The sequence below is a fragment of the Arcanobacterium wilhelmae genome (assembly GCF_029632765.1).
GTDB lineage: Bacteria > Actinomycetota > Actinomycetes > Actinomycetales > Actinomycetaceae > Arcanobacterium > Arcanobacterium wilhelmae.
Genome location: NZ_CP121247.1, coordinates 1 through 23,927 on the forward strand (window position 1 = coordinate 1; position 23,927 = coordinate 23,927).

Here is a 23,927-nt window from a genome sequence, read left to right on the forward strand (position 1 = left end):
ATGGCCGAAGGATCGCCAGCGCGCGACGCGTGGAACGCTGCAACCGAGCTTTTGCTCGCAGATTCACGTCTTTCGAGCTCCCAAGAGGCCTTTGTCCGCATGGCCCACCCACTCGCCGTCGTCGACGACATCTTCATGATTGCCGTCGGATCCGAATTCGTCCGCAACTGGATTACCGAGCACGTCTCGGCAGTGATGTCGCAGCAACTGTCGGAAATTTTTGGGCGCGAACTCAAGCTCATGATTTCTGTCGATCCGTCTGTCAACGAGGAGCCGGCCGCCGCGCCACCGCAACCGGTGGCACCAACCACCCAGCCGGCGTCGGAAACCGAACGCAATTTGCGCGTCGCCGGAGGCGTTCCAGCAGGTGAGCCGCTCGAGCCGTCCTACGACGTGTACGGGTACACCCCTGAAGCGGAACTCGACGACAACGATCCCTCGGTGCTCGCGCAACAAAGTGCCCTTGTCGAGCAGCAAGAGCGGGCAGGCCTGAACCCGCGCTACACGTTCGACAACTTCGTCATCGGCGAGTCGAATAAGTTTGCGGCCGCTACGGCGCTCGCCGTCTCCGAAGCGCCAGGGACCTCCTACAACCCGCTGTTCCTCTACTCCGATTCGGGAATGGGGAAAACCCACCTCCTTCACGCGATCGGGAACTACACCCTGCAGCTCTCCCCAGATCGCAAGGTGCTCTACGTTTCGGCCGAGCAGTTCACCAACCTCTTTATTAATGCCCTTCGCGACGGTAAACAATCCGCGTTCAAGGACGAGTTCCGTACCGTGGACGTCCTCCTCATCGACGACATCCAGTTCATGAACACGAAAGATCGCACCATTGAGGAGTTCTTCCACACGTTCAACGCGCTGTCGACGGCGAACAAGCAGATCGTCATCACCTCCGACGTCGCCCCCAAGCTCTTGTCCGGTTTCGAGGAGCGAATGATTTCGCGTTTTGCCTCCGGAATCACCACGAATATCGACCTTCCGAACCTCGAGACGCGTATCGCGATCCTGGATAAAAAGGCAGCGAGCGACAACTTGAAGGTTCCGCGCGATGTCATCGAGTTCATCGCCTCCCGGATGACCACCAACGTGCGAGAAATGGAGGGCGCGCTTCGCCGAGTGACGGCGTTTGCCGATCTTTCGCGCGAGCCTGTCTCGCTCGAAATGGCCGAGACCGTACTCAAAGACATGATCTCCGATCCGGGGAACGTCACGATTTCCGCAGCGATGATCATGGCCCAGGTTGCGGGATATTTCGGGATCGCGGCTGCGGACCTCAAATCGCCGGCGCGCACGCGATCGCTGACCATGCCTCGTCACATCGCCATGTATCTGTGCCGCGAGATGACCGATCTTTCGCTGCCGAAGATCGCCGAGGTGTTCAACCGCCGCGATCACACCACGGTACTCAACGCGCTGCGCAAGGTGGAGGCCCTGATGGCCGAACGGCAGGCGGTGTTTAACCAGGTCTCAGAGCTGACTGCGCTGATTAAAAACATGGCGAAGGAACAAAATTCGTAGCTTTCCACAACCCGTGTGAGTAATGCGTCGATAAGTCAGAATTTGCTGTGGAAAACTTCTGTGAATGTGTGGATAAATCGCACTCGAAAGTGTCCCATCCACAGGGGTAGCGAATTTTCCACAGATTTTTCCTCCACATATCCACAGGGTTTTTCCCCAGATCGGCGCCGAAAAATCTATTTTTCCGCATTTTCCACATCCCCTACTACTACTTCTACCTTTGTTAAAGCCGAGTGAAAAATGTGCGGCCACCGACTGATCGGGGGCGGCACCAAGCGCGGCTTTGGCGTAAAGTGTTGGTAGTTATACCTGCACTGTGTGTGCACCGAGCGAAGCGAAAGTAGGTCAGGCGTGAAGATCTCAGTGGATCACGGCATCTTTGCCGAGGCAGTCACTTGGGCTAGCCGTACCATTCCGAACCGTCCGGCAGTGCCGGTCCTCGCTGGAATGAAGCTGGTCGCTAAAGAAGACGGCACAGTCTCGCTGGGCTCACGTGATTCAGACATCACCTCACACGTCGATATTGAGGCAGACGTTCAAGAAGCCGGCGAAGTCCTCGTTCGTGGCCGCCTCTTAGCAGATATCGTTCGCGCTCTGCCCGCTACTAAGCCGATTGAGCTCACGCTGGACGGCACCACGCTGGAAATCGAGTGCGGATCCTCGCGCTTCTCGATGAAGACCATGGCTACTGAGGATTACACCGAGCTTCCTGAGCTGCCTCCGGTGATCGGCAAGGTTGACGGCTCGCTGTGGCAGGAAGCCGTGAGCCAGGTGACCATCGCCGCCTCGAACGACGACACCCTCCCCATGCTCGTGTCCGTGTGTATTGAGATCGAGGGTAACTCGATGTCGCTCATGGCAACGGATCGTTACCGTTTGGCCGTCCGCGATCTTAAGTGGGATGCTACGGATGCCAACCTCTCCACCCGCATCCTCGTTCGCGCATCGCGCCTACTCGATGTGGCGAAGGCGCTCGATTCGGCAGGCCCGATCGAAGTGTCGTTGCGCGAGGAAGCCGGAGTCAGCCTGATCGGCTTCTCGGCCGGCGGCCGCCAGAACACGATCCAGCTCATCGACGGCGAATACCCGCAGGTGCGTTCGCTGTTCCCGTCTGAGGTTTCTGGCCACGCACTGATCAACCGGGTGGAACTGCTTGATGCAATTAAGCGCTCGAAGCTCGTGGTGGAAAAGAATTCGGCCGTGCGCCTCACGCTCACCGATGGCCAGCTCACGCTGGAAGCCGGCGCTGGTGATAAGGCGCAGTTCGCGGACGCGATCGAAGCCACCCTGGTGGGCGAAGAAATCAAGATGGCCTTTAACCCCACTCTGCTCCAGGACGGCGTGAACGTGATGACCGAAGAGCAGGTCCGCCTGAGCTTCACCCAGCCCACGAAGCCCGCGGTTCTCACAGGCGAGAGCGAGAAGGACGGCCCGAACGAGGATTTCCGCCTGCTCTTGATGCCGATCCGCACGTTCGGAACGAACTGAGTGTACGTTTCCAATCTTGCGCTGAACGACTTCCGGTCTTACCGAGAGGTCGTTCTCGCTTTTGAGCCCGGAATCACCGTATTCGTGGGCGAAAACGGGCAGGGCAAGACGAACCTCGTGGAGGCGATCGGCTACCTGTCAACGTTTTCCTCTCATCGGGTTGCTGCGGACGCGGCGCTGGTGCGCCAAGGCGCCTCCGCCGGCGTGGTCCGCGCGAAGGTCGTTCGCGGGGTTTCGCCGGTTACGCTCGAGCTCGAAATCATTGCGGGCAAAGCGAACCGCGCGCGGATCAACAGGGGAAACGCCCGCCCGCGCGATCTGCTCGGGTTGGTACGAACGGTGATGTTCGCACCGGAGGATCTGGAGCTGGTCAAGGGCGATCCGGGCGATCGCCGTGCATTCCTCGACGATTTGATGGTGCAGTTCCGTCCGCGACTCGCAGCCGTGAAAGCCGAGTACGAGAAAGTGCTGCGCCAGCGCGGTGCACTACTCAAGCACCTGCAAAAAGCGAAGCGACGCGGAACCGAACCAGATACGTCCACGCTTTCCGTCTGGGATGCGCAGTTGGTGAAATTCGGTGCCCAGATCGTGGCGGCCCGCGCCGAGATTGTGGCGGGTTTGCGCCCGTTTGTGGCCGATTACTACGAGTTGGTATCGGGTGGGAAGGGCCACGCACGCATCGACTACGAGGCGAATGTGGACAAGCGCACGGGGTATACGCTGCCCGAGCCGCTTCAGCTTGCGGATCCAGCGGTGGCGAACGCCGTCGCCGAGCACGAGGGCGCCCTCGCCGACGTCGGAGCCGTGAGTGAGCTGCTCACCCAGGCGCTCGCCGAGCATCGGAGTGCGGAAATCGAGCGCGGCGTGAATCTGGTGGGTCCCCACCGCGACGATCTGCGCCTCACGCTCGGCACGCTACCCGCGAAAGGTTATGCTTCGCACGGCGAGAGCTGGTCGTACGCGCTCGCGCTCAAGCTCGGCATGTGGCGGCTGCTCCGCACCCACGAGAGCGGCGAGTGGGCGGATTCCGCCGAGCCGATCCTCATCCTCGACGACGTCTTCGCCGAACTCGATTCGCGCCGCCGCGAGCGGCTTGCCGCGATCGTCGCGCACGCGGAGCAGGTTTTCGTCACAGCCGCAGTTGGCGACGACCTCCCGCCCTCGCTCGCAGGCGCGCGCTTCGTCGTCGCCGGAGGAACTGTTACTTCTGCCGACGCCGGTGCGCGAGTTGCGAGCATGCCCGCCGACGTCGCGGGCGCGGCTGGCACCGACGGCGTCGTTTCAGCCGGTGGAAACTTCACTCGCGGGCAAGCCGAGCCTAAGGTCGAAGGTGCTTCCGAATCGGCCGAGGAAGGCGATGGCGATGAGTGACGCTCGGAGTTCGGCGCGTAAAGCCGCGGTGGAAAAATATGGCGACGCGTTGCCTCTGCAGCTTCTTGCCCGCGCTAAGAAAATGATGGCCGAGCGCGGGTATCGCCCCAAGGGGCGCCCCGCGGCGGAAACCGTCAAAGAGCGGCCCGGGCAGCTCGGCGACGACGTTTTCGTGCCGCACCCGGGCCAGGATGTGGGCTCGGGCGCTCACAAATCTTGGCGCGATCCGCACACGCTTGGCGAACTTGCGGCGGCTCTCGTGCGCGAGCGCGGCTGGGGAACGCGGCTCGAGGTCGCCGACGTCGGGGCGAGGTGGCCGCAGATTGTGGGCGAAACTGTGGCGGCAAACGCGATTTTTGAGAGCTTCGAGGGTGGGGTTTTGACGATCCGCGCGCGAACCGTCGGTTGGGAAACTCAGTTGCGGGCGTTGCTTGGGCATCTGGACGCGCGCTTGGCGAAAGAGCTCGGTGAAGGCGTTGTGAAGGAAATCGTGATCGGCTCGCCGCTGGGGCGCCCAAATTGGAATACGGGCGGCTGGAGCGTGAAGGGCCGGGGTGTGCGCGACACGTACGACTAAACCCGCACGTCCCCGACGACGTCAGGGCGCAGGTAACGTGCCGAATCGGGCGCGAGTTGAGCACCGGCGTCGTCGGGAAGGCGCTGGAGCCAGGAAGTGCACATCGCCGCCCAGAAAACGGCTCCAGAATCTCGAAAAGTGCCAAAAAATAGGCTAGAATAAAGTGTCAATTGTGTGTGTAGGGGGGTAGCGCAACGGCCCCCACGGCTCTCACAGGGCGCTTTTCGGCGCTGATGAGAGCTATGACACATCGTCAAGGCTCCGTTGTGCGAGGAGAAATTCGTTCGTGGCAGAGGAAAAGAAGCATCGTCCTGGCGAGGTATCGCCGGAGCATTCGTACGACGCCGGGGATATTACGGTTCTGGAGGGTCTCGAGGCCGTCCGCAAGCGCCCAGGTATGTACATCGGCTCCACCGGTGAGCGCGGCCTGCACCACCTGGTGTACGAGGTCGTGGACAACTCGGTAGACGAGGCGATGGCCGGCTACGCGTCCAACATTGTGGTGACTTTGCTGGAAAATGGCGGTGTGCGCGTGAGCGACGACGGCCGTGGCATCCCGGTGAGCATCCACCCCACCCAGGGCGTTTCCGCAGTTCAGGTTGTGATGACTGTGCTGCACGCCGGCGGTAAGTTCGGCGACGGCGGCTACGCGGTCTCCGGCGGCCTGCACGGCGTGGGTATTTCAGTGGTGAACGCGCTATCCACTCGTATGGATACTGAAGTCCGCCGCGACGGTTACGTGTGGCGCATCAGCTACGAAAACGGCGTGCCGCTCGGCCCTCTCGAGCAGGGCGAAGCGACAGAAGAAACTGGCACAACTCAGACTTTCTGGCCCAACCCGGAGATCTTCGAAACTACCGAATTCGATTTCGAAACCCTACGCCGTCGCTTCCACCAGATGTGTTTCCTCAACAAGGGGCTGCGCATCACCCTCATCGAGGAGCGAACCGGAGCGGTTGCGGAAGGCGACGAAGTAGCTGGCGAAGAGGCCCCGACGTCGGGCCACCGTGAAGTGACCTACCGCTACGACAATGGCCTCCACGACTACGTGAAGTACCTGGTGGAAACCAAAAAATCCACCCCGGTGCACCCGGAGCCGATCTACTACGAAGCTGAAGACAAAGAGCTCAAGATCGCCGTTGAGGTGGCAATGCAGTGGACCGAATCGTATTCGGAAACTCTGCACACGTTCGCGAACACGATCAACACCACCGAGGGCGGTACACACGAGGAAGGTTTCCGCAGCGCGCTCACCTCGGTGATGAACAAGTTTGCCCGCGACAAGGGCCTGCTCAAGGAAAAGGATTCCAACCTCTCTGGTGACGACATCCGCGAAGGCCTCACCGCCGTCATCTCCGTTAAGCTCGGCGAGCCGCAGTTCGAAGGCCAAACGAAGACGAAACTGGGCAACACCGAGGCACGTACGTTCGTGCAGCAGCAAACATACGCCCAGCTCACGGACTGGCTCGATTCTCATCCGAGCGAAGGCAAGGAAATCATCCGCAAGGCAACTCAAGCCTATGCCGCTCGCCAGGCGGCGCGCAAGGCCCGTGAGGCCACGCGCCGTAAGTCGGTGCTCGAGTCTGTGTCCATGCCGGGCAAGCTCAAGGACTGCACCTCACGCAACCCGGAGGATTCCGAGATCTTCATCGTCGAGGGCGATTCGGCAGGCGGCTCGGCCGTGAACGGCCGTGATCCGCAGCACCAGGCGATCATGCCGATCCGCGGCAAGATCCTCAACGTCGAAAAGGCGCGCCTGGATCGTGCGCTGTCCTCGGAGTCGATCCAGTCGCTGATCACCGCGTTCGGCACCGGAGTGGGCGAAGAGTTCGATATCGAGAAGTTGCGCTACCACAAGATCGTGTTCATGGCGGACGCGGACGTGGACGGCGCGCACATCGCCACCCTGCTTCTGACGCTTGTCTACCGCTACATGAAGCCGCTGATCGAACACGGCTACGTGTACCTGGCGATGCCGCCGCTCTACCGCATCAAGTGGTCGAACGCGCCGCACGAGTACGTGTTCTCCGACAAGGAGCGCGACGCCGTGCTGAAGGCCGGTTTGGAAGAGGGGAAGAAGCTCCCCAAGGCTGAGGGCCAGGGCATCCAGCGCTATAAGGGCTTGGGTGAAATGAACGATTCCGAGCTGTGGGACACCACGATGAATCCGGAAACCCGTACGCTCAAGCGCGTCTCGATCGGCGAGGCCGCGGCAACCGACGAGGCGTTCTCGATCCTCATGGGCGAGGACGTGCTCTCGCGGCGCGGGTTCATTCAGCGCAACGCACACGACGTTCGATTCCTGGATATCTGAGGGTAGAAGATAATGAGCGAAACAACTGAGTACAACCACGGACATATCCTGGATGTTGATCTCCAAAAGGAGATGGAGACCTCCTACCTCGACTACGCGATGAGCGTGATCGTGGGCCGCGCGCTACCTGATGTACGCGACGGCATGAAGCCCGTTCATCGCCGCGTGATCTACGCGATGTGGGACGGCGGCTACCGCCCCGATTCGTCGTTCTCGAAGTCGGTGAAGATCGTCGGCGACGTGATGGGTAACTACCACCCCCACGGCGACGCCGCCATTTACGACACCATGGTTCGCCTCGTGCAGCCGTGGGCGATGCGTTACCCGCTGGTGGCCGGCCAGGGTAACTTCGGCACCGCCGGCGATCTCGGCGCGGCAGCTCCTCGATACACCGAGGCCCGCATGGCCCCGCTCGCGGTGGAGATGGTGCGCGACATCAACGAAAACACCGTCGATTTTGAGCCGAACTTCGACGGCTCGGTTCAAGAGCCCGTCGTCCTTCCCTCGCGTTTCCCGAACCTGCTGGTCAACGGTTCCGAGGGCATCGCCGTCGGCATGGCAACCCGTATTCCGCCACACAACCTGCGCGAAGTGGCCGCGGGCGTGCAGTGGTACCTGGAGAACCCAGATGTCACCCGCGAGGAGTTGCTCGCCGCGCTTCTGCTTCGTGTGAAGGGCCCGGATTTCCCCACTGGTGCAACGATTCTCGGCACCAAGGGAATCGAGGAGATGTACCGCACCGGCCACGGCTCGATTACGCAGCGCGCAGTGGTCAAGGTCGAGGAAATCAACAACCGCCAGTGCCTCGTGGTCACCGATCTGCCGTTCCAGGTGAACCCGGATCGCCTGCTGGACAAGATCGTTGAGGGTATCAAGGATGGCCGCCTCGCCGGCATCGCCGATATCCGCGACGAAACCTCCGGCCGCGCCGGCCAGCGCATTGTGATCGTTTTGAAGAAGGATGCCGTGCCGAAGGTGGTGATGAACAACCTCTTCAAGCACACGCAACTCCAGAACAACTTCCCGGCGAATATGCTGGCGCTGGTGGACGGCGTGCCGCGAACGCTCTCGCTCGATGGTTTCGTTCACCACTGGACCATGCACCAGGTGGACGTGATCCGCAGGCGTACCGAGTACCGTCTGAACAAGACCCTCGAGCGTTTGATGATCTTGGAGGGCCTGGTGAAAGCCCTCGATATGCTCGACGAAGTGATCGCGTTGATCCGTCGCTCGCCCACTGTGGATCAGGCGCGTGAGGGTTTGATGGACCTGCTGGGCATCAACGAGATCCAGGCCGATCACATTCTCGCGATGCAGCTTCGCCGCCTGGCCGCCCTCGAGCGCCAGAAGATCATCGACGAGCGCGACGAAAAGCTCGCGTTGGTTGAAGATTACCGCGATATTCTCGCCAAGCCGGAGCGCCAGCGCTCGATCATTTCTGAAGAGCTCGCCGAGATCGTCAACAAGTACGGCGACGATCGCCGCACGGTGATCCTCCCATACGACGGCGAAGTAAGCGTTGAAGATCTGATCACGGAAGAAGACGTGGTCATTACGATCACCCGCTCGGGCTATATCAAGCGCACGAAGGTGAGTGAGTACCGTGCTCAGCACCGCGGCGGCAAGGGCATTAAGGGTGCCACGCTCCGCGAGGACGATGTGGTGACCAACTTCGGCATTGCCTCCACCCATGATTGGCACCTGTTCTTTACGAACATGGGCCGCGTGTACCGCGCGAAGGGCTACGAGATTCCTGAGGGTTCGCGCGAATCGAAGGGCCAGCACATTGCGAATGTGCTGGAGTTCCAGCCGGGTGAAACGATCGCTTCCGCGATTTCGTTGCGTTCGTACGATCAGGCGGAGTATCTGGTGCTCGCGACGAAGTCCGGCATGATTAAGAAGACGAAGCTGTCGGATTACGATTCGCCGCGTTCGGCCGGCCTGATCGCGATCAAGTTGCGCGAGGACGCCGAGGGTAACGTGGATCAGGTGGTCTCGGCGAAGCTTGCGAACGAGGGCGACGATCTGCTCCTCGTTTCGAAGAAGGGGCAGTCGCTGCGTTTCAAGGCGACGAACGAGGCGCTGCGCCCGATGGGTCGCGGCACCTCCGGCGTCACCGGAATGAAGTTCCGCGACGGCGATGAGCTGCTCACGATGGAAGTGGTTCGCGACGATTCTGAGGTGTTCGTTGTGACTGAAGGCGGTTTCGCGAAGCGCACACAGGTGGAGCAGTACCGCCTGCAGGGCCGCGGCGGCCTGGGCATCAAGGTGGCGAACCTGGTGGAGGCTCGCGGCGATCTGGTGGGTGCGCTCATCACACAGCCGGGCGACGAAGTACTCGTGATCATGGAGTCTGGCAAGGTGGTTCGCTCCTCGGTTGACGAAGTGAACCTCACCGGCCGCAACACCCAGGGTGTCACGTTCGCCCGCCCGGACAAGAAAGACCGCGTCATGGCGATTGCGTTGAACCTGGAGGCGGAGGAGGAAACCGACGACGCCGATGACCTTACCGGCGTTGAAGGTGCCGTTACCGATGGCGCAGCTGGCGCACCGGCGTCGGGAGAAAACTCGGAAACGATTACCGACTCGGCCGCGGACATGGCAGAATCTAACGACGAGGCCAAGTAAGGCCAGCGCAAACACGAAGGGTAAAAAATGAGCGAGCAAACCACTCAAACCGCACCCGTGGCGAAGAAGCCCACCACGGTCAATGTGGGCATTCGCCGCGTGAAGATGACGGTGACGAAAGTCGATCCGTGGTCGGCGCTGAAGCTGTCGTTCCTGCTGTCCGTGGCGCTTGGCATCATGATCGTGGTGGCAGCAACTGTATTGTGGCTGGTTCTGGATTCGATGCACGTGTGGAGCCAGGTGACGGACCTGATCGTTACTCTCGGCGAGCCGCGGCTGATTGAGCTGGCGCAATACATGCAGTTCGGGCGCTTTATCCCGTTCGCTGTGGTGGTGGCCGTGATTGAGATCGTGTTGTTCACGGCGCTTGGCGCGGTGATGGCGTTAATCTACAACCTGGTGGCGTCGCTGGTGGGCGGCGTGACTCTCACGGTTTCCGACGAGTAATGTGATTTGTAACGCGCACCCGGTTCTCCGATTTGATTGTGGGGAGCCGGGTGCGCTATTCTTTACGGGTGCCCTTCTTGAGGGGCGCGGTTTTGGGCCTATAGCTCAGTTGGTTAGAGCGCTACACTGATAATGTAGAGGTCGATGGTTCGAGTCCATCTAGGCCCACAGTCCACTGAAGGGGATGCCATGAAGAAAGTTCTCTCAGCTGTTGTTCTAGCGGCGGTAGGATATGGCGTTTTCGTGAAGTGGCTCGAGGTCCGCGAACGCGAGGCCGCGTGGGTGAAGGTGACTGATCCCGAATAATTCAATATGGGGCTATGGCGCAATTGGTAGCGCACCTGCTTTGCAAGCAGGGGGTTAGGGGTTCGAGTCCCCTTAGCTCCACAATGAGAAGCCCGAACGGCGTAGCCGTCCGGGCTTCGCTGTATTTCCGCAGCGCGAGCTTGCTCGCAGCGGAGGATAATGCGGCGAAGCCCGTGCTGATGTGAAACGTCAGTGAGGGCGCCGAAATTGTGTCGGTTGCTTCGCTCCCTCAACCTCTTCCTCTTCGCATGCCTCAAGCGTAAACGCTTGGGCTTGCTCATCGTCGAGGTGCGGAAAACCGCGCAGCGGTTTTCCTAGCACGAGACGAACGCCTGCGCGTGCGCAGAGCGAAGGTAAGTGCGGCCTATTGGACCTGTCGTGTTGTTTTTCTTCGGGTTTTTCGTTGGTGTGCCGGGGTTTCGGGGCTGAAAAGTCGTTTTGACTCGAGTTTTTGGTTGGACATTTCGTGTTGTTTTTACTGGGGGTTTGGCCTGGTATCGCGCGGGAAAGTCGGGCTTTGACTGGGTTGAATTGAGGGATGGGTAATCCTTCATGCAACATCTGTGGACTGGCGATGATCAAGCACGGCACGACAGCGGCCGGACGCCGGCGTTTCCGTTGCACGAATTGCGGGGCGATAGCCTCCAGGGCCAATAATGTCCGCGCCCGATATTTCGCTACTTTCCTCGCGTTTATTGTGGGAAAGGTGGTCTACCGTGACCTGTCTGGATACGGACGTACTGCCAGGCGACGGTTTGAAGAGTTTTGGCGTTTATGGCCAACAGCTCCACTCGTTGACGAGGTCCATCCTGTTGTTTTTGTTGACGGGATTTACCTCGCCCGTAACGTGGTGATGCTGATCGCGTGTACGAAAACCCATGTGATCGGCTGGCATATGGCTCGTAGTGAGCATGCGGGAGCTTGGTCAGCATTGTTTTCACGGATCGCGGCCTCGTGCGTGGTGGTGTGTGATGGCGGGAGCGGGATCATGAAAGCCCTGCGTCAAGAATGGCCAACTACCCGCGTCCAGCGGTGTGTGTTTCACGCGTTTAACGCAGTTAAACGCAAAACCACGACCAGGCCTAGGACGAATGCGGGAGTGGAGTTGTATGCGATCGCGAAAGCCTTACTGAAAGTCAAAACACCCCAGGAAGCTCACGCATGGAGAAGCGAGTTGACCGCGTGGAATGCGTCGTGGGCTGAGTTTCTTACTCAAAAGACCAAGCTTGCGGACGGGAGGATCGTCAATACTCATCGACACCTTGTTGATGCGAAGAACTCGTTAAACGCGTTGATGAAGAGCGGGTTACTGTTTACGTTCCTTGACCCCGATCTGATTGCGAGAGCGGGTGTGGTGATCCCCGCGACGTCGAACCAGATCGAGGGAGGAAGCAATACCCTGTTACGGACTATGCTCCGGACTCATCGAGGAATGTGTCTGCAGCGGCGGATTAAAGCGGTTGCGTGGTGGTGTTACCTCCACACTCCTGACCCTCTACCACCTGCCCAGCTCTTGGCACACACGGTCACGGACGAGCAGATCGTTGCCATGTATCAGCTCGCCCATGATCGCCGCGCCGCGCAAGAAGAACTCAACATGTGGGGAACAGGAGCGGAGTAGAACGAATTCCACACCGCAGTCAAATGGCAATCCAACGACTAAACCAAAACAACACGTTTTGTCCTATAGGCATCAGTTTCCTTGAAATCGTGAAGAAAATATGCAACCGCGGCTTCTTCAGTATCAAACCATTTTTCAGAACTTCGTGATCCACGCTCGTAGTAATAGATGACGAACCGGCCGTGGACTTGTTCGATAATGAGAGCGTCGTTCTTTAGTCCTTCGTCTATGGAATAGGAATCGCGGTATTTCGCGTTCGCGTTGACATATTCTTTCAATTCGTCAATCGTCATAGTTCACCTTTCCTTAGAATTCTGAATTCTGTGCATTCCCGCCCCGCACGGTTAGGGTGTCACACGTTTGTAGTGAATCGGACCTGTCAAGCTGAGATTCCAGCCTTGGCCGACATCAAAGCAACCAATATTGAATTCATTCAATCCTTCAAAGGTTGGATGTTTTGTATGAGATGGATTAGCTTACACATGTGAGACGATTCTATATTCATTATCAGTGCATATAGTAGTTAATCGTTGCACCTACTAATCTTAGTTTGTGTCAATTGCAGGTTTTCACTTTTAATGAAAGATCTTAAAAATCGTTCTACTGCTTCTGACTCGTTGTTATACCAATGTTCGAATGATCGAGATCCTCGTTCGTAGTGATATACGACGAACCGGCCGTGGACTTGTTCGATAATGAGAGCGTCGTTCTTTAGTCCTTCGTCTATGGAATAGGAATCGCGGTATTTCGCGTTCGCGTCGACATATTCCTTCAATTCGTCAATCGTCATGGTGTAACCTCTTTTATGATTCCTCTTTCGATTAGTGTTTCTAGTTTTACAGGAGTTCGATATTGTACTCCGCCGCCTGGTTGATCGAAACATGGGGCGATAGTTGACATCTCGACTTCGAATGGTTTAACGACTTCATAAACGTGATAGTCACTCGTATTTACTCCGTGTGGGAGAGCGCGTTGCCAGTCAGGGGTGCCGACATCAGCCAAATATTTGCCAGTTGGTTTTCCGTAGCGATCGAATTTCTCTCCGGCATATAGGAATACACGTTCCCAGTCTCCTGAGGCTCCATCATTTGGTGGGTAGTAGGGAACGAGTTCAGTCGATGTTGATTGGGGGATGTCTTTGGTTGCTGCGAGCGGGGCGTCGTCCGTGGCTGACATCGAGTGTGCGGCTTGAACGTCGGGTGAGGTGTCGGGTTGGGTGTGTGCGATGTCCATTCGATGGCTGATCTCGCCGCCGATCGTGGAAAAGGCAAGGCCGGTTTCTGCGTTAATCAGGAAGTCGTGGCCAAAGTCTGAGGCGCCGTAGCCGGGGGTTGTCAGTGCTGTGGCAGTGGTATCGATTACCGATCCTGTAAACGCATCAGCAACGTACCCCAGAGCACGGCTCGCGAAGGTTGCTCCGAGCCGGTTTGTCGCCATTGCAGTGACAGCGCGTCCTGCGGCACTGCCGGCGAGGCCGGAGACCGCGCCGATGGCGCCATCAAATAACACTTGTGTTGGGTCAACGGTGCCAGTGGAATATTTTTGGGTGATGGTTGACATTCCGGCAGAGATAAGGAATCCACCCACGATCGCCCCGCCTACCGGGCCCATCAGGACTGTTGCTGCGATGCCACCAACAATGGCTGCTGTGCCAAGGACGTATTCCCATTTCGAGCCGGGAAGCTCGGCTTTGTAAGCGTCAAGATCGGCGTCTGTTGCTGGGCGCATTCCCCACGGGTCAACATAGGCAAGAGGATTGTTATTGGCATACGCGTAGGTGTTTGCTCCCGCCACTTGGTCGCATACCCTGGCGAGTGTATCCATGGACAAGAAGGAGCGGGTGCGGGCGGTGCGCCACGAGATGGTGTCCCCGTCGTGGAAAAGTGCCCCACCGGGTAAAGGAAGCACGGATGCTGTGCCTTCTTGGATTGGCTGGGCGATTGGGGAGGTGGGATCCCACACGATATTCGTCTCATCGATGCGTACCGGATTCCCCACAGCGTCCGTGAGAACACGGTGGGTGACACCATCGGTGCTGGTCACTGCGTGAAGGTATCCTCGTCCGTCCCACTCGTATGTCACCTCACGCCCGGCTGGGCCATGCTCGCTCACGCGATGTCCGGCAGCGTCATAGGTGAAGGAAACAACCGTGTCCCCGTCGGTGATCGACGCGAGTTGACCAAAAGTGTTATACGAATACTCACGGTGGCCGGTGGGGCCAGTTTCGGCCTTTAGTCGGCCTGAATCGTCGTAGGTGAAGTGGGTGGCGCCCTGCCTGCTCGTGATCGATGTTAGCTGGCCGGCGACGTCGTAGCCGTAACTCACTGTGCCCGTTGGAGTAGCGATCGTGCTGATACGGCGAGAGGGGTCGCGCAGGATCGACGTGACCGCGCCTGCCTGACCGTTGATACGGGTATGTCTGGTCACTAGTCCGCGTTCGTAAGACCACTCATGGCGCCCGGAAGGTGTTGTCATCGCTGTCAGTTGGTTCGCAGCATCATAGGTGAAATCCACGTGGCCCAGAGCGCTATGGTCGATCGCGATAAGGTGGCCGACGGCGTCATACACGTAACGCGTGACGTCCCCGTTCGGGGAGATCTGGCGGGCCCGGCGCCCTGAAGGGGTGTACTCCCAGGTTGTTGTTCGCCCATCCACCGAATGCTCGATCAGGCGGCCGCGTCGATCGTAAAGCATCGACTGTGTGATGCCTCGCACATGATCGATCACAGTCCGGTGCCGTCCGTCGCTCGTGACCCGCGTAGTGTAAGCCGGCTCAGAATCCACGCTCGTCACTACCGCGCCGTCAGTCTCACGGAACGACGTGGTGTGCCCAAGCGGATCTGTAGAGCTCACAAGACGGCCAACACCATGACTCGTGATCCCCGACCGAGTTATACATGCGGGTGAATACCACATCACCAATCGCGAGATCTGTTTCAGCCTCCACGAAGTTCCCCGTCGCGGCATTCACCGGATCCGTCACGTAGCCCGTGGTTGGCTCAATACCCGAGATCGAGGCCGGTTGCACGGCAAGATCAGTACGCGAAGACCGCACCCCTGCTGCTGCCAGCGACGCCGTCAACGCAGAATTCGGTGCACTGACCACACCCTCACTACCGAAATGTTCAAAAGCCTGCGCTACCGTGCGAAGCCATGCCACGTCCTCGTCGTTGTCCTTGAGCCACGCCCGCAATGCGCTGACAACACTGCTCGCATCCAACGAGCCAAACTGTCACGACGCGGCAAAATCCTCAAGGGCCCTCTCAAGTTGCGCGGGCTTGCCAGCCACGCTCTCATCCAGGCTAGCTAAACCCTGTGCCGCCGACTTCAGATCCGCCGGGCTCGCCGACGATACGCCCATGTTCGGGCCACCCGATGCTCCAGGAGCCGGCGTTTCGCGTGGCTCGGGCGGAGGGGCCGAGGTGTGAATCGTCGGAGCAGGATTCACTTCGAGCCGCGGCGGGGGTTCTTGCCCGAACAAGTAATCCCACGTTTTCTCCCACCAGTTGTCGTGCTTGGTGACGTACTCGTGTGCGACACGGCGGCGCTCGTTTTCCTCGCGGGCGGCTTGGGCGATATCTTGCGCGCCCTGAGCTACGTCACGCAACGCCGAGGCGATCTCATCCCGATCTGCTTGAGCGCTGGCCATATTCGAGGTGAATAGTTGCGAAAAATATCCACGAAACTGGCCCGACGCCGTCGACTCACACGACGCTCGGCTCGCCGCCTGGCTCTCCAAGGTGGAAGCAACCGCAGTGAAAGTTGAGGCCACGCTCCGCGCTACCGAGAAATCAAAATCCAGATCGTGTGCGTTGGCTCCTAAGCTAACCATGAAACCTCGTATTCGTTGGTGAGTGATGCTTATCGTGTGGTGAAATCACATCGGAATATTCGAATTGTTGAGTTAATCCGCGGGTATCTATGCGGTGGAGAGACGGTCACAGCCCGTGGTGGTGAGAGGTCATCCGCGTGAACCGAAGAAAGCTGTCATATCAAAGCGAGCCCGATCGAATCGGATTTTTCGAACCCGGTCATGATCGCGGTACGTCACTTCTAGGAGCCTCACGCCCTTAAAATAACTATCACCAACGCTGATGATGTTGTGACGGGTCAGTATTTGTGTTCCGCGGAATGGATGAGAAATTGTGATGGAATCGTGGGTGACAGTGAGCGAATACGTTGCATAGAAGTACCCGCCAATTATTGCCCCGACGCCGAGGACGAAGGTGACAACAACCGTTACCCAATGCTTAAGCGCGCCGGCATTGCCGGATCCTTTCAGGGCAAGGAAGACACTTGATGCTAAAACAACGATTCCAAACAATAACATCAAGGCTGTTGTGGTCTTTGAGTAAGTCTGGATACTTCCCGGTGCCTTCGGCTTACGGATTGCGACGGCGACCGCCGCACCAATCGGCACAAGAAGCGACGCCGATATCTAACCGATCGTTGAGGGATTCAGCATAGGACCAACTCATTTCGCTCGAGAATGCAACACTGACGAGGGGAATTCCCTAATCGTCGCTATTTTGTAGGGGAAACGTCAATGATTGTTCATTCTAACCTATCTAGTGATATCTGTGGAGTTCCAATATTCGAAACGTGAAGGTTAGGTAAGACGTGCGTTGGCGATGAGCCAGATGACGAGGGGTGACGTCACGTTTTCAAGGATTGAAGTTTTACCGGCGTCGCTGTTGCCGGCTTAGTCGTGCCCGGTATGGAGTGGAGTCAGCCCGCGTATTCCAATCTTGTGCCAACTCATATTGTGAGAAGCGTTTTTGTCATTTCTGGGAGCGCTGTACGATGTGCTGAAAATCGAATCTATTCGTGATCACTCATCGATATTCATTTTTCACGCGGAGGAAACCATGAAACGCAAGCTCAGCGCTCTCGTTGCTCTGGTCGGCACGCTGATGCTGGCCCTGGCAGCATGTTCAAGCCCGGCCACTACGGGCGGCGCAGCGTCAGGCGGTAGCGCATCGGCAAAGGATTCGTACACGATCGGCGTCGCACAGTATGTTTCGCATCCGTCTCTCGACGCCGCAGTGAAGGGCTTTAAGAAGGCAATCACCGACGCCGGGCTCAACGTCACCTACGATGAGCAGAACGCTCAAGCGGATCAGGGGACGTCGACGTCGATCGCGTCGAAGTTCGCCTCCTCAAAACCGGATCTGATCCTGGCCGTGGCTACCCCGATCGCGCAGGCGGTGGCGCAGAGCGTTACCGATGCGCCAGTGTTGTTCACCGCCGTCACCGATCCGAAATCGGCGCAGCTGGTAGCCTCGAACGATGCGCCGGGAGCAAACGTTACTGGTACCACCGATCTGAATCCGGTGGCCGAGCAGATCGGCCTGGTGAAGAAGGTGCTCCCGAATGCGAAGAGGATCGGCGTGATCTATTCTTCGGGCGAAGTGAACTCTGAGGTTCAGGTGGCTCTTGCCCGCGAAGAGGCGAAGAAGCTCGGCATGGAACTTGTGGAGAAGACGATCACGAACTCGTCGGAGGTTGTGCAGGCCGCTCAAACCCTCGGCGATGTGGACGCGATCTACGTGCCGACCGATAACGCGGTGGTTTCCGCGCTCGAATCCGTGCTGCAGGTTGCGGAGCAGGGGAAGAAACTCGTGGTCTCGGGAGAGGCTGATTCAGTGCAGAAGGGGGCGGCGCTCACCTACGGCCTGGATTACGAGAAGCTCGGTGAGCAGACCGGCAAGATGGCGGTCAAGATCCTCACTGAGGGCGGCGACCCCGCAACAATGCCCGTTGAAGCGCAGGAAAAGCCGCAGCTCGTGGTGAACCCGGCGGCGGCCGAGCGCATGGGCGTGCCGTTGCCGAAGGATCTCGTTGATCAAGCGGACCGAGTGATTAAATGATTGCCGCACTCGACCTCGGTCTGATCTACGCTCTGATGGCCCTGGGCGTGTACCTCACGTTCAGGATCCTTGATTTCGCAGATCTCACGATCGATTCAAGCTTCACGACCGGCGCCGGTACCACCGCTATCGCGCTACTCTCCGGGTGGAACCCGTGGGCGGCGACGGTGGCCGGCGCCCTCGTCGGAATCATCGCCGGACTGATTACCGGTTTGCTCAACACGGTCGGCAAGATTCACCCACTCCTTGCGGGTATCCTCACGCAGATCGGGCTCTACTCGATTAACTTGCGCATCATGGGAAAGGCGAATGTGCCGCTACTGCGTTCGGAAACAGTGTTCACGCCGCTGCGGAACAATCATCTGCTCGGAACGATCACGTCTGTGGGGATCCTGCTCTTCGTCGTCGCCGTTTTTTGTACTGTCCTCATCTGGTTCCTGAACACGCACCTTGGTCTTGCACTTCGGGCCACGGGCGACAACGAGGAGATGGCTCGCGCGCAGGGTATTAACACCGACATGACGAAGCTCGTGGGCCTGGCGCTATCGAACGCGCTGGTGGCGCTCTCGGGTTCGCTGTTCGCGCAGTACCAGGGCTTTGCTGATATCTCGATGGGTATCGGCTTGATCGTTGCCGGGCTCGCGTCGGTGATTATCGGCACCGCAGTGGTTCCGACGTCGCGCGTGTGGGTTGCCGTGATCGCCGTGGTGGGCGGTTCGATCGCGTACCGCCTGATTATTCAGGCTGCGCTGATGATCCCGTGGTTCGATCCGAACGACATGAAGCTCCTCTCGGCGCTGATCGTGGTGGTGGCACTGCTCGCTCCGCGTTCGAAAGCCTTCATGTCGGTGAGGAAGTCCAACCAGCCGAAATCGGAGTTTTCTAGCGTGCAGCCGTGGGATACGGCCGACGCCGAAGAGCTCGACTCTGGTGATACCCGCCCGGCGTCGAAGCAAGTAACGAGCCCCCAGCGGAAGGGAGGGAAGTGATGGCGACACAGCAGGAGAGCGCGAGTAACCCGATGCTCGATATCGTGAGCGTGTCGAAGGCCTTTTTCCCGGGGACGATCAACGAGAAAATCGCGTTACGCGATGTTTCACTTTCCCTGGAGAAGGGGGACTTCGTCACCATCATCGGCTCGAACGGTGCCGGTAAATCTACGCTGCTCAATATTGTCTCTGGCCGCTACCGTGCCGATCTGGGCTCGGTGACGATCGACGGAACACTCACGACTCGGCTCTCGGATTACAAAGTGTCGAAGTATGTGGGCCGGGTGTTCCAAGATCCGATGGCTGGCACGTGCCCGCACATGACGATCGAGGAGAATCTGGCGATCGCGTGGGGCCGAACCCACGGCCACGGCCTCGGGTTGGGAGTGACGAAGGCTCGCAAGGCGCAGTTCCGCCAGGAGCTCAAGGTGCTCGAGCAAGGGCTGGAGGATCGTCTGACGGCGCGAGTGGGGTTGCTTTCCGGTGGGCAACGCCAGGCGTTGAGCCTGGTGATGGCGGTGTTTAACCAGCCGAAGATCCTGCTTCTGGACGAGCACACCGCGGCCTTGGATCCGTCGCGTGCCGAGTTGATTACGCGGCTCACCAAGGAGCTCGTGGCCAAGCATCAGCACACCACGATGATGGTGACACACAATATGGAGCAGGCTCTCTCGCTCGGGAACCGGCTGATCATGATGCACGAGGGCCGCATTTTGTTCGAGCTTTCGGGCGCCGACAAAGAAAACGCGACGGTTGACGATCTGCTTGCCGAGTTCGCAAAGTTCAAGGATCTACAGATGAGCGACCGTTCGATGCTCGCTTAAGAGCAGCTTCGGGCTTCCTTTCACACACAGTGAGGCGTGGTGGCGATTTCGCCACCACGCCTCACTTTTTGCTTACTTCCTCTGTGCGAGGAACGCTGGTACACCAGGGCTGTGCTGGGTTCCGTTGATCGCTGAGGCGATCAGTTCCATTGTGGTTCCGATTCCGACGCCGATTCCGATCAGCGTGAGAACGATGTATTTCCTGGCGTTCATTGTGGTCTCCTTGTGGGCAAAAGTTGGGTAGGTCGAGGCCGCCGATGACGGTGCGATCTTTCGTTGAGAAGGCAAGGATTTCTGCTAAGTCGAGCGCGACGGCGTCGGTGCCGCGCGAACGGCGCTGCGCATGCGGCCAGAAACCCCGCCTAAGCGGTGAGGTGTTTGTCATGAGATACGGGATTGCTGAAAGTCTGATTGATATGAAGGGCGCTCAATCATGAACTAGAGCTGATACCACCAGATCGGTATCATGAAGATATGGACGCTTCTTTGGTTCCGTTTTCGGAGATCGATGGGCCTGAGTTTTTGCGACGTCGACGTCGGGCGCTTGGGTTGACTCAGCGTGAGCTTTCGCGTCGAACGAACGTTCCTCAATCGCATATTAGTGCGTTCGAAAATCGGCGTCGTCCATTGTCCCCGAATGAACGCGATCGCTTGGAAAGCGATGTGATGGTGAAGCCGAGTGTGCTCCTTGATTTGCATCGAGAGGAGTTGCGTCGGGTTTTCAAGGATTCAGGGTTTACTGACGTTGCGGTTTTTGGTTCGGTTGCGCGCGGTATGGACACCTCTGAATCGGATATCGATTTCTTGATCAGCCACGATCGTGCAGTCGGGTTGTTTGCTATTGGGAACCTCAGTCGGAAAATCGAAAATATCCTTGCAGCACCGGTTGACATTGTTGTTAACACTGGCCGCCAAGGGCCGCGACTTGCAAAGGCTCAAGCGGAAGCAGTCGCGCTATGAGTGACGACGACGGAAAGTTTAGCTTTGGCTTCGCACCAGGTTCCGGGCGTTCGACCGAGTCTGAGGCTTATTTCGCGCGACATGGGTTTCGTCGTTCGAGTGTTCCGTTCGATTTACACGTGGCGCTTCGTCGCCTCAGCGAGATGCTTGATGGCTTGGAAGTAGCTCGGGCCATTGTCCATGCTGGCGGTGATTCCTTTTTTATCGACAACATGGATGGGGAGAAGACTCGATACGCCGCGTATTACGCGATTACCCGCGTTGTGGAGGCTAGCCAGCGTTTGCATTCCGATGTGAAGGAGGCACATCCTGAGGTGCCGTGGTCAATCATTCGTCAGATGCGAAACAAGATTGTGCATTTCTATGATGAGATCGACGATCAGGTTGTGTGGGAAACTTTGGCAAGTGATTTCCCGGATCTTGAATTAGCTGTGCGTCAGATTCGTGCGAAGCTCGAATCTGAGCTGTAATAATCAGCGTGAGGCGTGGTGGCGATTTCGCCATCACGCCTCACTTTTTGCTTACTTCCTCTGTGCGAGTTTGGCGTTCATTTCCTTCACTTTGGCGCGATCGAGCAGGTAGGCGACGAGCCAGATCGCGAGGTAGATCCCGATAAAGAACACGGCGAATCCGACGAACTCCCAGCCGAAGGTGAACCATTTAAGGTAGGCACCTATCGCGAGCCCGAACGCGGCGATGATCCCGAAGTGGAGGGTTGAGGTGAGCGCGATCGGGCGGCGCTCGTTTTCGTAGAGCAGCCCGGCGAGCGCACATACCGCTCCGTACAGCCCGTACAGTACGCGTTCCACTGCTACGCCGGCGTTTTCGCTACCGAACTGGGCGAGGAATGCGGGCACACCCGGGCTGTACTCGGTGCCGTTGATCGCTGAGGTGATGAGTTCCATTGTGGTTCCGATTCCGATTCCGACGCCGATTCCGATCAGCGTGAGAACGATGTATTTCCTGGCGTTCATTGTGGTCTCCTTGTGGGCAAAAGTGGGGTAGTTAGGGGCCGGCGACGCCGGTGCGACAAGTTGCGTTCAGGGCGCGAGGTGCGCACCAGCGTCGGGCTAGAGGCCGAGGGCGGCACGGAAGCTTTTCAGGGCGCGGCGGGCCACGAAGTAGCGGCTGCCGTCGCGAAGTTGCACGCTGATGGTGCCGGTTGCGGAAAGGTCGAGGTGCGAGATGGCTCGCAGGCTGACGATCTCGGACTGGGAGATTTGGACGAACTCGGCGGTGGGCAGTTGCTCAGCGAGTTCGCCGATGCGCGTTTTCACGCGCCATTCGCCGCGGCTCGTGTGTGCGACGACGGTGCGATCTTTCGTTGAGAAGGCAAGGATTTCTGCTAAGTCGAGTACGACGGCGTCGGTGCCTCGCGTGCCGACGATCCGGCGTAGCTGGCCTTTGCCGGCGAGCGTCTGGATCGCTCGCACCTCGGCCGTGAGCTCGGGTGCCCGGACGGAAACTTCGGTCTCCGGCGTCGTCGGGTCGATCGTGACTGTGAGCTTCATGCGTCCCTCCTTGTTGATGTCTCTATTACATCGCGCCGGGAGCCAGCCGCGCGAACGGCCCTGCGCATGCGGCCAGAAAACGCGCCGATGCGGCATTAAGATGGGAGCGACAGCCGCCAAGCGATTGCCGAACAGGGAGCCGTCATGACTCGCACCGCATACGCCTTCGTACCTGCCTCCGCGCCCACGAGCACTTTCGCTGGCGGTATGCTGTACCTGCGGCCGGGTGAGAGCGTTCCCACGGACGACGCTGGTGCGCCGCTTGCGCTTTTGATCCAGATCGACCTTGAGGCGATCGAGCCTCGCATCCTCACTTCCGGCGAGCTCGGCACGGTACTTCCGACGTCGGGTTTCCTGCAGGTCTTTCACGCAACGGACGCGTTGATGGGGATGAAGCTGGCCGACGAAAATCCGAATCCGTACGACGGAACTGGCTGTGTCCTGGTTCGCCACGTCACCGACGTCGTTGATACGGGTGAGCCGAGCCCGCTTGCCGCTCCTGGGGAAGCCGAGGTGTACGCACCGGTCGACACGCAAACCCGGCTCTATCTGCAAGGCAACGTGGTGCAGATGCGCCCGTTCCTCGGCACGCTTGAGTTTGATGAGGCGCAACCGGATTTTTGGGATCGCGTGGAGCGCGGGGAAATTGACGAAGAATCCGAACCGACGTTTCCCGAATACCCGTTTTACCTGGGGGATACCCGGCCTTCGTCCAGGGCGATTTCCGCGAGTACGACGTCGATCAGCGCAGCTCGGTTTTGCTCCTCGGGTCTTCCAGCGTTGGCGGAGCCGAGTGGGGCGATATGGGAGTGGCTGGAGTGTGGCTGTCAGATCCCCAGAGTTTCACCGGAGCTTTCCTCTACTGGGATTCGTGATGTGCGCCCCTCCTGTATCGCGGTCCTTATTCCCGACGAAGTCGGTCGATAAAGCCACCAATTTCGTCCACTAGCCCTGGATATGCCTCCGGCAACGTGATCGCCATTGTTAAAGAATCGAGCATCTCCTCGACTAGTGAAGCCGCATGAGGGATCCCCCACCGCTCACCCTCGATCACCAGATCTGCGCCAGACACCAAGGAATGTGGAGTCGAGGCCAAAGTGGTATGCGCCAGCTGGGTCTGGAATCAGGTCAAAGGAACGCCAGTCGCCGCGGAGCGCACCGATCCTGTGACCATACAGTTCGACAACGAGATCACCCACGGTCAGCCTCATCCCGCTCGGCACCGTCGTCGGGAACAGTAATGGTCGCACTCAATTCCATGCCGGTGGCCTGCATTGCGGCAAAAAGCCGGTTCATCATAATCGACGGTTTACCAGCCTCTAACTCCCAAATGTATTTCTGTGTGGTTCCCAGTTGTTTCGCCAAATCACGTTGCGTTAATCCAGCGACAAGACGTGCCTGTTGTAACATCCGGCCGAGCGACTCTGGCCCGGAAACCCTGCCGTGATACTGCATCTCACATCCTTCCTCAGTTCACTCGATAGGCAATATGACTCC

General features: G+C 58.6%; 24 protein-coding genes, 2 tRNA genes and 1 pseudogene. 17 read left to right on the forward strand and 10 right to left on the reverse strand.

Annotated features, from left to right (window positions below):
* The 10 genes from dnaA to P8A24_RS00050 all read left to right on the forward strand — a co-directional run bounded on the left by dnaA (position 1) and on the right by P8A24_RS00050 (position 12,276).
* Positions 1-1,524, forward strand: a complete 1,524-nt coding sequence (gene dnaA, locus P8A24_RS00005) for a chromosomal replication initiator protein DnaA (RefSeq protein WP_278058447.1) — start codon at positions 1-3, stop codon at positions 1,522-1,524.
* Between the two features lie 351 nt (positions 1,525-1,875).
* Complete coding sequence (gene dnaN, locus P8A24_RS00010; protein ID WP_278058448.1) at positions 1,876-3,012, forward strand: DNA polymerase III subunit beta; 1,137 nt, start codon at positions 1,876-1,878, stop codon at positions 3,010-3,012.
* Positions 3,013-4,383: a DNA replication/repair protein RecF gene (gene recF / locus P8A24_RS00015; protein WP_278058450.1), complete on the forward strand. Its 1,371-nt coding sequence runs from the start codon at positions 3,013-3,015 to the stop codon at positions 4,381-4,383. It abuts the gene before it with no gap.
* Complete coding sequence (locus tag P8A24_RS00020; protein WP_278058452.1) at positions 4,376-4,960, forward strand: DciA family protein; 585 nt, start codon at positions 4,376-4,378, stop codon at positions 4,958-4,960. Before recF ends, P8A24_RS00020 begins: the two co-directional genes overlap by 8 nt.
* 286 nt (positions 4,961-5,246) lie before the next feature.
* Complete coding sequence (gene gyrB, locus P8A24_RS00025) at positions 5,247-7,274, forward strand: DNA topoisomerase (ATP-hydrolyzing) subunit B (protein WP_278058454.1); 2,028 nt, start codon at positions 5,247-5,249, stop codon at positions 7,272-7,274.
* Positions 7,275-7,286: 12 nt separating this feature from the next.
* Entirely contained in the window at positions 7,287-9,902 is a 2,616-nt protein-coding gene (gyrA, locus tag P8A24_RS00030; protein WP_278058456.1) for a DNA gyrase subunit A, read from the forward strand.
* A 27-nt stretch (positions 9,903-9,929) separates the two neighbouring features.
* Positions 9,930-10,349: a DUF3566 domain-containing protein gene (locus P8A24_RS00035; RefSeq protein ID WP_278058458.1), complete on the forward strand. Its 420-nt coding sequence runs from the start codon at positions 9,930-9,932 to the stop codon at positions 10,347-10,349.
* A 94-nt stretch (positions 10,350-10,443) separates the two neighbouring features.
* Positions 10,444-10,517: transfer RNA gene (locus P8A24_RS00040), tRNA-Ile, on the forward strand.
* Between the two features lie 146 nt (positions 10,518-10,663).
* Positions 10,664-10,736, forward strand: a tRNA-Ala gene (locus P8A24_RS00045).
* Positions 10,737-11,193: 457 nt separating this feature from the next.
* On the forward strand, positions 11,194-12,276 hold the full coding sequence (locus tag P8A24_RS00050) for an IS1249 family transposase (protein WP_278058460.1): 1,083 nt from the start codon (positions 11,194-11,196) through the stop codon (positions 12,274-12,276).
* A gap of 38 nt (positions 12,277-12,314) precedes the next feature.
* Here the strand turns inward: P8A24_RS00050 and P8A24_RS00055 are convergent, their stop codons facing one another.
* The 5 genes from P8A24_RS00055 to P8A24_RS00075 all read right to left on the reverse strand — a co-directional run bounded on the left by P8A24_RS00055 (position 12,315) and on the right by P8A24_RS00075 (position 16,696).
* Positions 12,315-12,569, reverse strand: a complete 255-nt coding sequence (locus tag P8A24_RS00055; RefSeq protein WP_278058463.1) for a hypothetical protein — start codon at positions 12,567-12,569, stop codon at positions 12,315-12,317.
* Between the two features lie 493 nt (positions 12,570-13,062).
* Positions 13,063-15,129 (reverse strand): glycohydrolase toxin TNT-related protein, encoded by a 2,067-nt coding sequence (locus tag P8A24_RS00060; RefSeq protein ID WP_278058465.1) that lies wholly within the window; start codon positions 15,127-15,129, stop codon positions 13,063-13,065.
* On the reverse strand, positions 15,086-15,496 hold the full coding sequence (locus tag P8A24_RS00065) for a DUF6531 domain-containing protein (RefSeq protein WP_278058467.1): 411 nt from the start codon (positions 15,494-15,496) through the stop codon (positions 15,086-15,088). The genes P8A24_RS00060 and P8A24_RS00065 overlap by 44 nt, the downstream gene beginning before the upstream one ends.
* A gap of 12 nt (positions 15,497-15,508) precedes the next feature.
* A complete protein-coding gene (locus P8A24_RS00070; RefSeq protein WP_278058469.1) occupies positions 15,509-16,108 on the reverse strand; it encodes a hypothetical protein in 600 nt (199 codons plus the stop codon).
* Between the two features lie 129 nt (positions 16,109-16,237).
* The gene (locus tag P8A24_RS00075) at positions 16,238-16,696 is read right to left on the reverse strand and encodes a hypothetical protein (RefSeq protein WP_278058471.1); all 459 of its coding nucleotides are present in this window, start codon (positions 16,694-16,696) and stop codon (positions 16,238-16,240) included.
* Between the two features lie 448 nt (positions 16,697-17,144).
* On the opposite strand from P8A24_RS00075, the gene P8A24_RS00080 reads away from it, so the two are divergent.
* Genes P8A24_RS00080 through P8A24_RS00090 form a run of 3 tightly spaced genes read left to right on the forward strand, consistent with a single transcriptional unit; the run spans position 17,145 to position 19,959 of the window.
* The gene (locus tag P8A24_RS00080; protein ID WP_278058473.1) at positions 17,145-18,146 is read left to right on the forward strand and encodes an ABC transporter substrate-binding protein; all 1,002 of its coding nucleotides are present in this window, start codon (positions 17,145-17,147) and stop codon (positions 18,144-18,146) included.
* Entirely contained in the window at positions 18,143-19,135 is a 993-nt protein-coding gene (locus P8A24_RS00085; RefSeq protein WP_278058475.1) for an ABC transporter permease, read from the forward strand. Before P8A24_RS00080 ends, P8A24_RS00085 begins: the two co-directional genes overlap by 4 nt.
* A complete protein-coding gene (locus tag P8A24_RS00090) occupies positions 19,135-19,959 on the forward strand; it encodes an ABC transporter ATP-binding protein (RefSeq protein ID WP_278058477.1) in 825 nt (274 codons plus the stop codon). The genes P8A24_RS00085 and P8A24_RS00090 overlap by 1 nt, the downstream gene beginning before the upstream one ends.
* A gap of 72 nt (positions 19,960-20,031) precedes the next feature.
* Here the strand turns inward: P8A24_RS00090 and P8A24_RS00095 are convergent, their stop codons facing one another.
* Positions 20,032-20,172: a hypothetical protein gene (locus tag P8A24_RS00095; RefSeq protein ID WP_278058479.1), complete on the reverse strand. Its 141-nt coding sequence runs from the start codon at positions 20,170-20,172 to the stop codon at positions 20,032-20,034.
* A gap of 261 nt (positions 20,173-20,433) precedes the next feature.
* On the opposite strand from P8A24_RS00095, the pseudogene P8A24_RS08890 reads away from it, so the two are divergent.
* From P8A24_RS08890 to P8A24_RS00105, 3 genes and pseudogenes are all read left to right on the forward strand, one after another.
* A pseudogene (locus P8A24_RS08890) lies at positions 20,434-20,589 on the forward strand (helix-turn-helix domain-containing protein); the annotation flags it as partial.
* A gap of 36 nt (positions 20,590-20,625) precedes the next feature.
* Positions 20,626-20,919: a nucleotidyltransferase family protein gene (locus P8A24_RS00100; protein ID WP_278058481.1), complete on the forward strand. Its 294-nt coding sequence runs from the start codon at positions 20,626-20,628 to the stop codon at positions 20,917-20,919.
* The gene (locus P8A24_RS00105; RefSeq protein ID WP_278058483.1) at positions 20,916-21,389 is read left to right on the forward strand and encodes a HepT-like ribonuclease domain-containing protein; all 474 of its coding nucleotides are present in this window, start codon (positions 20,916-20,918) and stop codon (positions 21,387-21,389) included. The genes P8A24_RS00100 and P8A24_RS00105 overlap by 4 nt, the downstream gene beginning before the upstream one ends.
* A gap of 51 nt (positions 21,390-21,440) precedes the next feature.
* Here the strand turns inward: P8A24_RS00105 and P8A24_RS00110 are convergent, their stop codons facing one another.
* The gene (locus P8A24_RS00110; protein ID WP_278058485.1) at positions 21,441-21,893 is read right to left on the reverse strand and encodes a DUF3021 domain-containing protein; all 453 of its coding nucleotides are present in this window, start codon (positions 21,891-21,893) and stop codon (positions 21,441-21,443) included.
* Between the two features lie 96 nt (positions 21,894-21,989).
* The gene (locus tag P8A24_RS00115) at positions 21,990-22,430 is read right to left on the reverse strand and encodes a LytTR family DNA-binding domain-containing protein (protein ID WP_278058487.1); all 441 of its coding nucleotides are present in this window, start codon (positions 22,428-22,430) and stop codon (positions 21,990-21,992) included.
* A gap of 144 nt (positions 22,431-22,574) precedes the next feature.
* Between P8A24_RS00115 and P8A24_RS00120 the strand changes: the two genes are divergently transcribed.
* Positions 22,575-23,357 carry a DUF1963 domain-containing protein gene (locus P8A24_RS00120; RefSeq protein WP_278058489.1) on the forward strand — a complete coding sequence of 261 codons (783 nt, stop codon included), beginning with the start codon at positions 22,575-22,577 and terminating at the stop codon, positions 23,355-23,357.
* Here the strand turns inward: P8A24_RS00120 and P8A24_RS00125 are convergent.
* Together P8A24_RS00125 and P8A24_RS00130 are read right to left on the reverse strand one after the other, a co-directional pair.
* Positions 23,332-23,502 carry a hypothetical protein gene (locus tag P8A24_RS00125; RefSeq protein WP_278058492.1) on the reverse strand — a complete coding sequence of 57 codons (171 nt, stop codon included), beginning with the start codon at positions 23,500-23,502 and terminating at the stop codon, positions 23,332-23,334. The genes P8A24_RS00120 and P8A24_RS00125 overlap by 26 nt on opposite strands.
* Before the next feature lie 119 nt (positions 23,503-23,621).
* On the reverse strand, positions 23,622-23,885 hold the full coding sequence (locus P8A24_RS00130) for a helix-turn-helix domain-containing protein (RefSeq protein WP_278058494.1): 264 nt from the start codon (positions 23,883-23,885) through the stop codon (positions 23,622-23,624).
* Positions 23,886-23,927: the final 42 nt, after the last annotated feature.

Bases quoted from the DNA above. Each gene is read 5' to 3' on its own strand.
- P8A24_RS00100 (WP_278058481.1), top strand. From the start codon at position 20,626: ATGGTGAAGCCGAGTGTGCTCCTTGATTTGCATCGAGAGGAGTTGCGT.
- P8A24_RS00055 (WP_278058463.1), bottom strand. From the start codon at position 12,569: ATGACGATTGACGAATTGAAAGAATATGTCAACGCGAACGCGAAATAC.
- P8A24_RS00020 (WP_278058452.1), top strand. From the start codon at position 4,376: ATGAGTGACGCTCGGAGTTCGGCGCGTAAAGCCGCGGTGGAAAAATAT.
- P8A24_RS00130 (WP_278058494.1), bottom strand. From the start codon at position 23,885: ATGCAGTATCACGGCAGGGTTTCCGGGCCAGAGTCGCTCGGCCGGATG.
- P8A24_RS00095 (WP_278058479.1), bottom strand. From the start codon at position 20,172: ATGAACGCCAGGAAATACATCGTTCTCACGCTGATCGGAATCGGCGTC.
- P8A24_RS00090 (WP_278058477.1), top strand. From the start codon at position 19,135: ATGGCGACACAGCAGGAGAGCGCGAGTAACCCGATGCTCGATATCGTG.
- P8A24_RS00120 (WP_278058489.1), top strand. From the start codon at position 22,575: ATGACTCGCACCGCATACGCCTTCGTACCTGCCTCCGCGCCCACGAGC.
- gyrA (WP_278058456.1), top strand. From the start codon at position 7,287: ATGAGCGAAACAACTGAGTACAACCACGGACATATCCTGGATGTTGAT.
- dnaA (WP_278058447.1), top strand. From the start codon at position 1: ATGGCCGAAGGATCGCCAGCGCGCGACGCGTGGAACGCTGCAACCGAG.
- P8A24_RS00080 (WP_278058473.1), top strand. From the start codon at position 17,145: ATGAAACGCAAGCTCAGCGCTCTCGTTGCTCTGGTCGGCACGCTGATG.
- P8A24_RS00035 (WP_278058458.1), top strand. From the start codon at position 9,930: ATGAGCGAGCAAACCACTCAAACCGCACCCGTGGCGAAGAAGCCCACC.
- P8A24_RS00070 (WP_278058469.1), bottom strand. From the start codon at position 16,108: ATGGTTAGCTTAGGAGCCAACGCACACGATCTGGATTTTGATTTCTCG.
- P8A24_RS00085 (WP_278058475.1), top strand. From the start codon at position 18,143: ATGATTGCCGCACTCGACCTCGGTCTGATCTACGCTCTGATGGCCCTG.
- P8A24_RS00110 (WP_278058485.1), bottom strand. From the start codon at position 21,893: ATGAACGCCAGGAAATACATCGTTCTCACGCTGATCGGAATCGGCGTC.
- P8A24_RS00105 (WP_278058483.1), top strand. From the start codon at position 20,916: ATGAGTGACGACGACGGAAAGTTTAGCTTTGGCTTCGCACCAGGTTCC.
- P8A24_RS00115 (WP_278058487.1), bottom strand. From the start codon at position 22,430: ATGAAGCTCACAGTCACGATCGACCCGACGACGCCGGAGACCGAAGTT.
- P8A24_RS00050 (WP_278058460.1), top strand. From the start codon at position 11,194: ATGGGTAATCCTTCATGCAACATCTGTGGACTGGCGATGATCAAGCAC.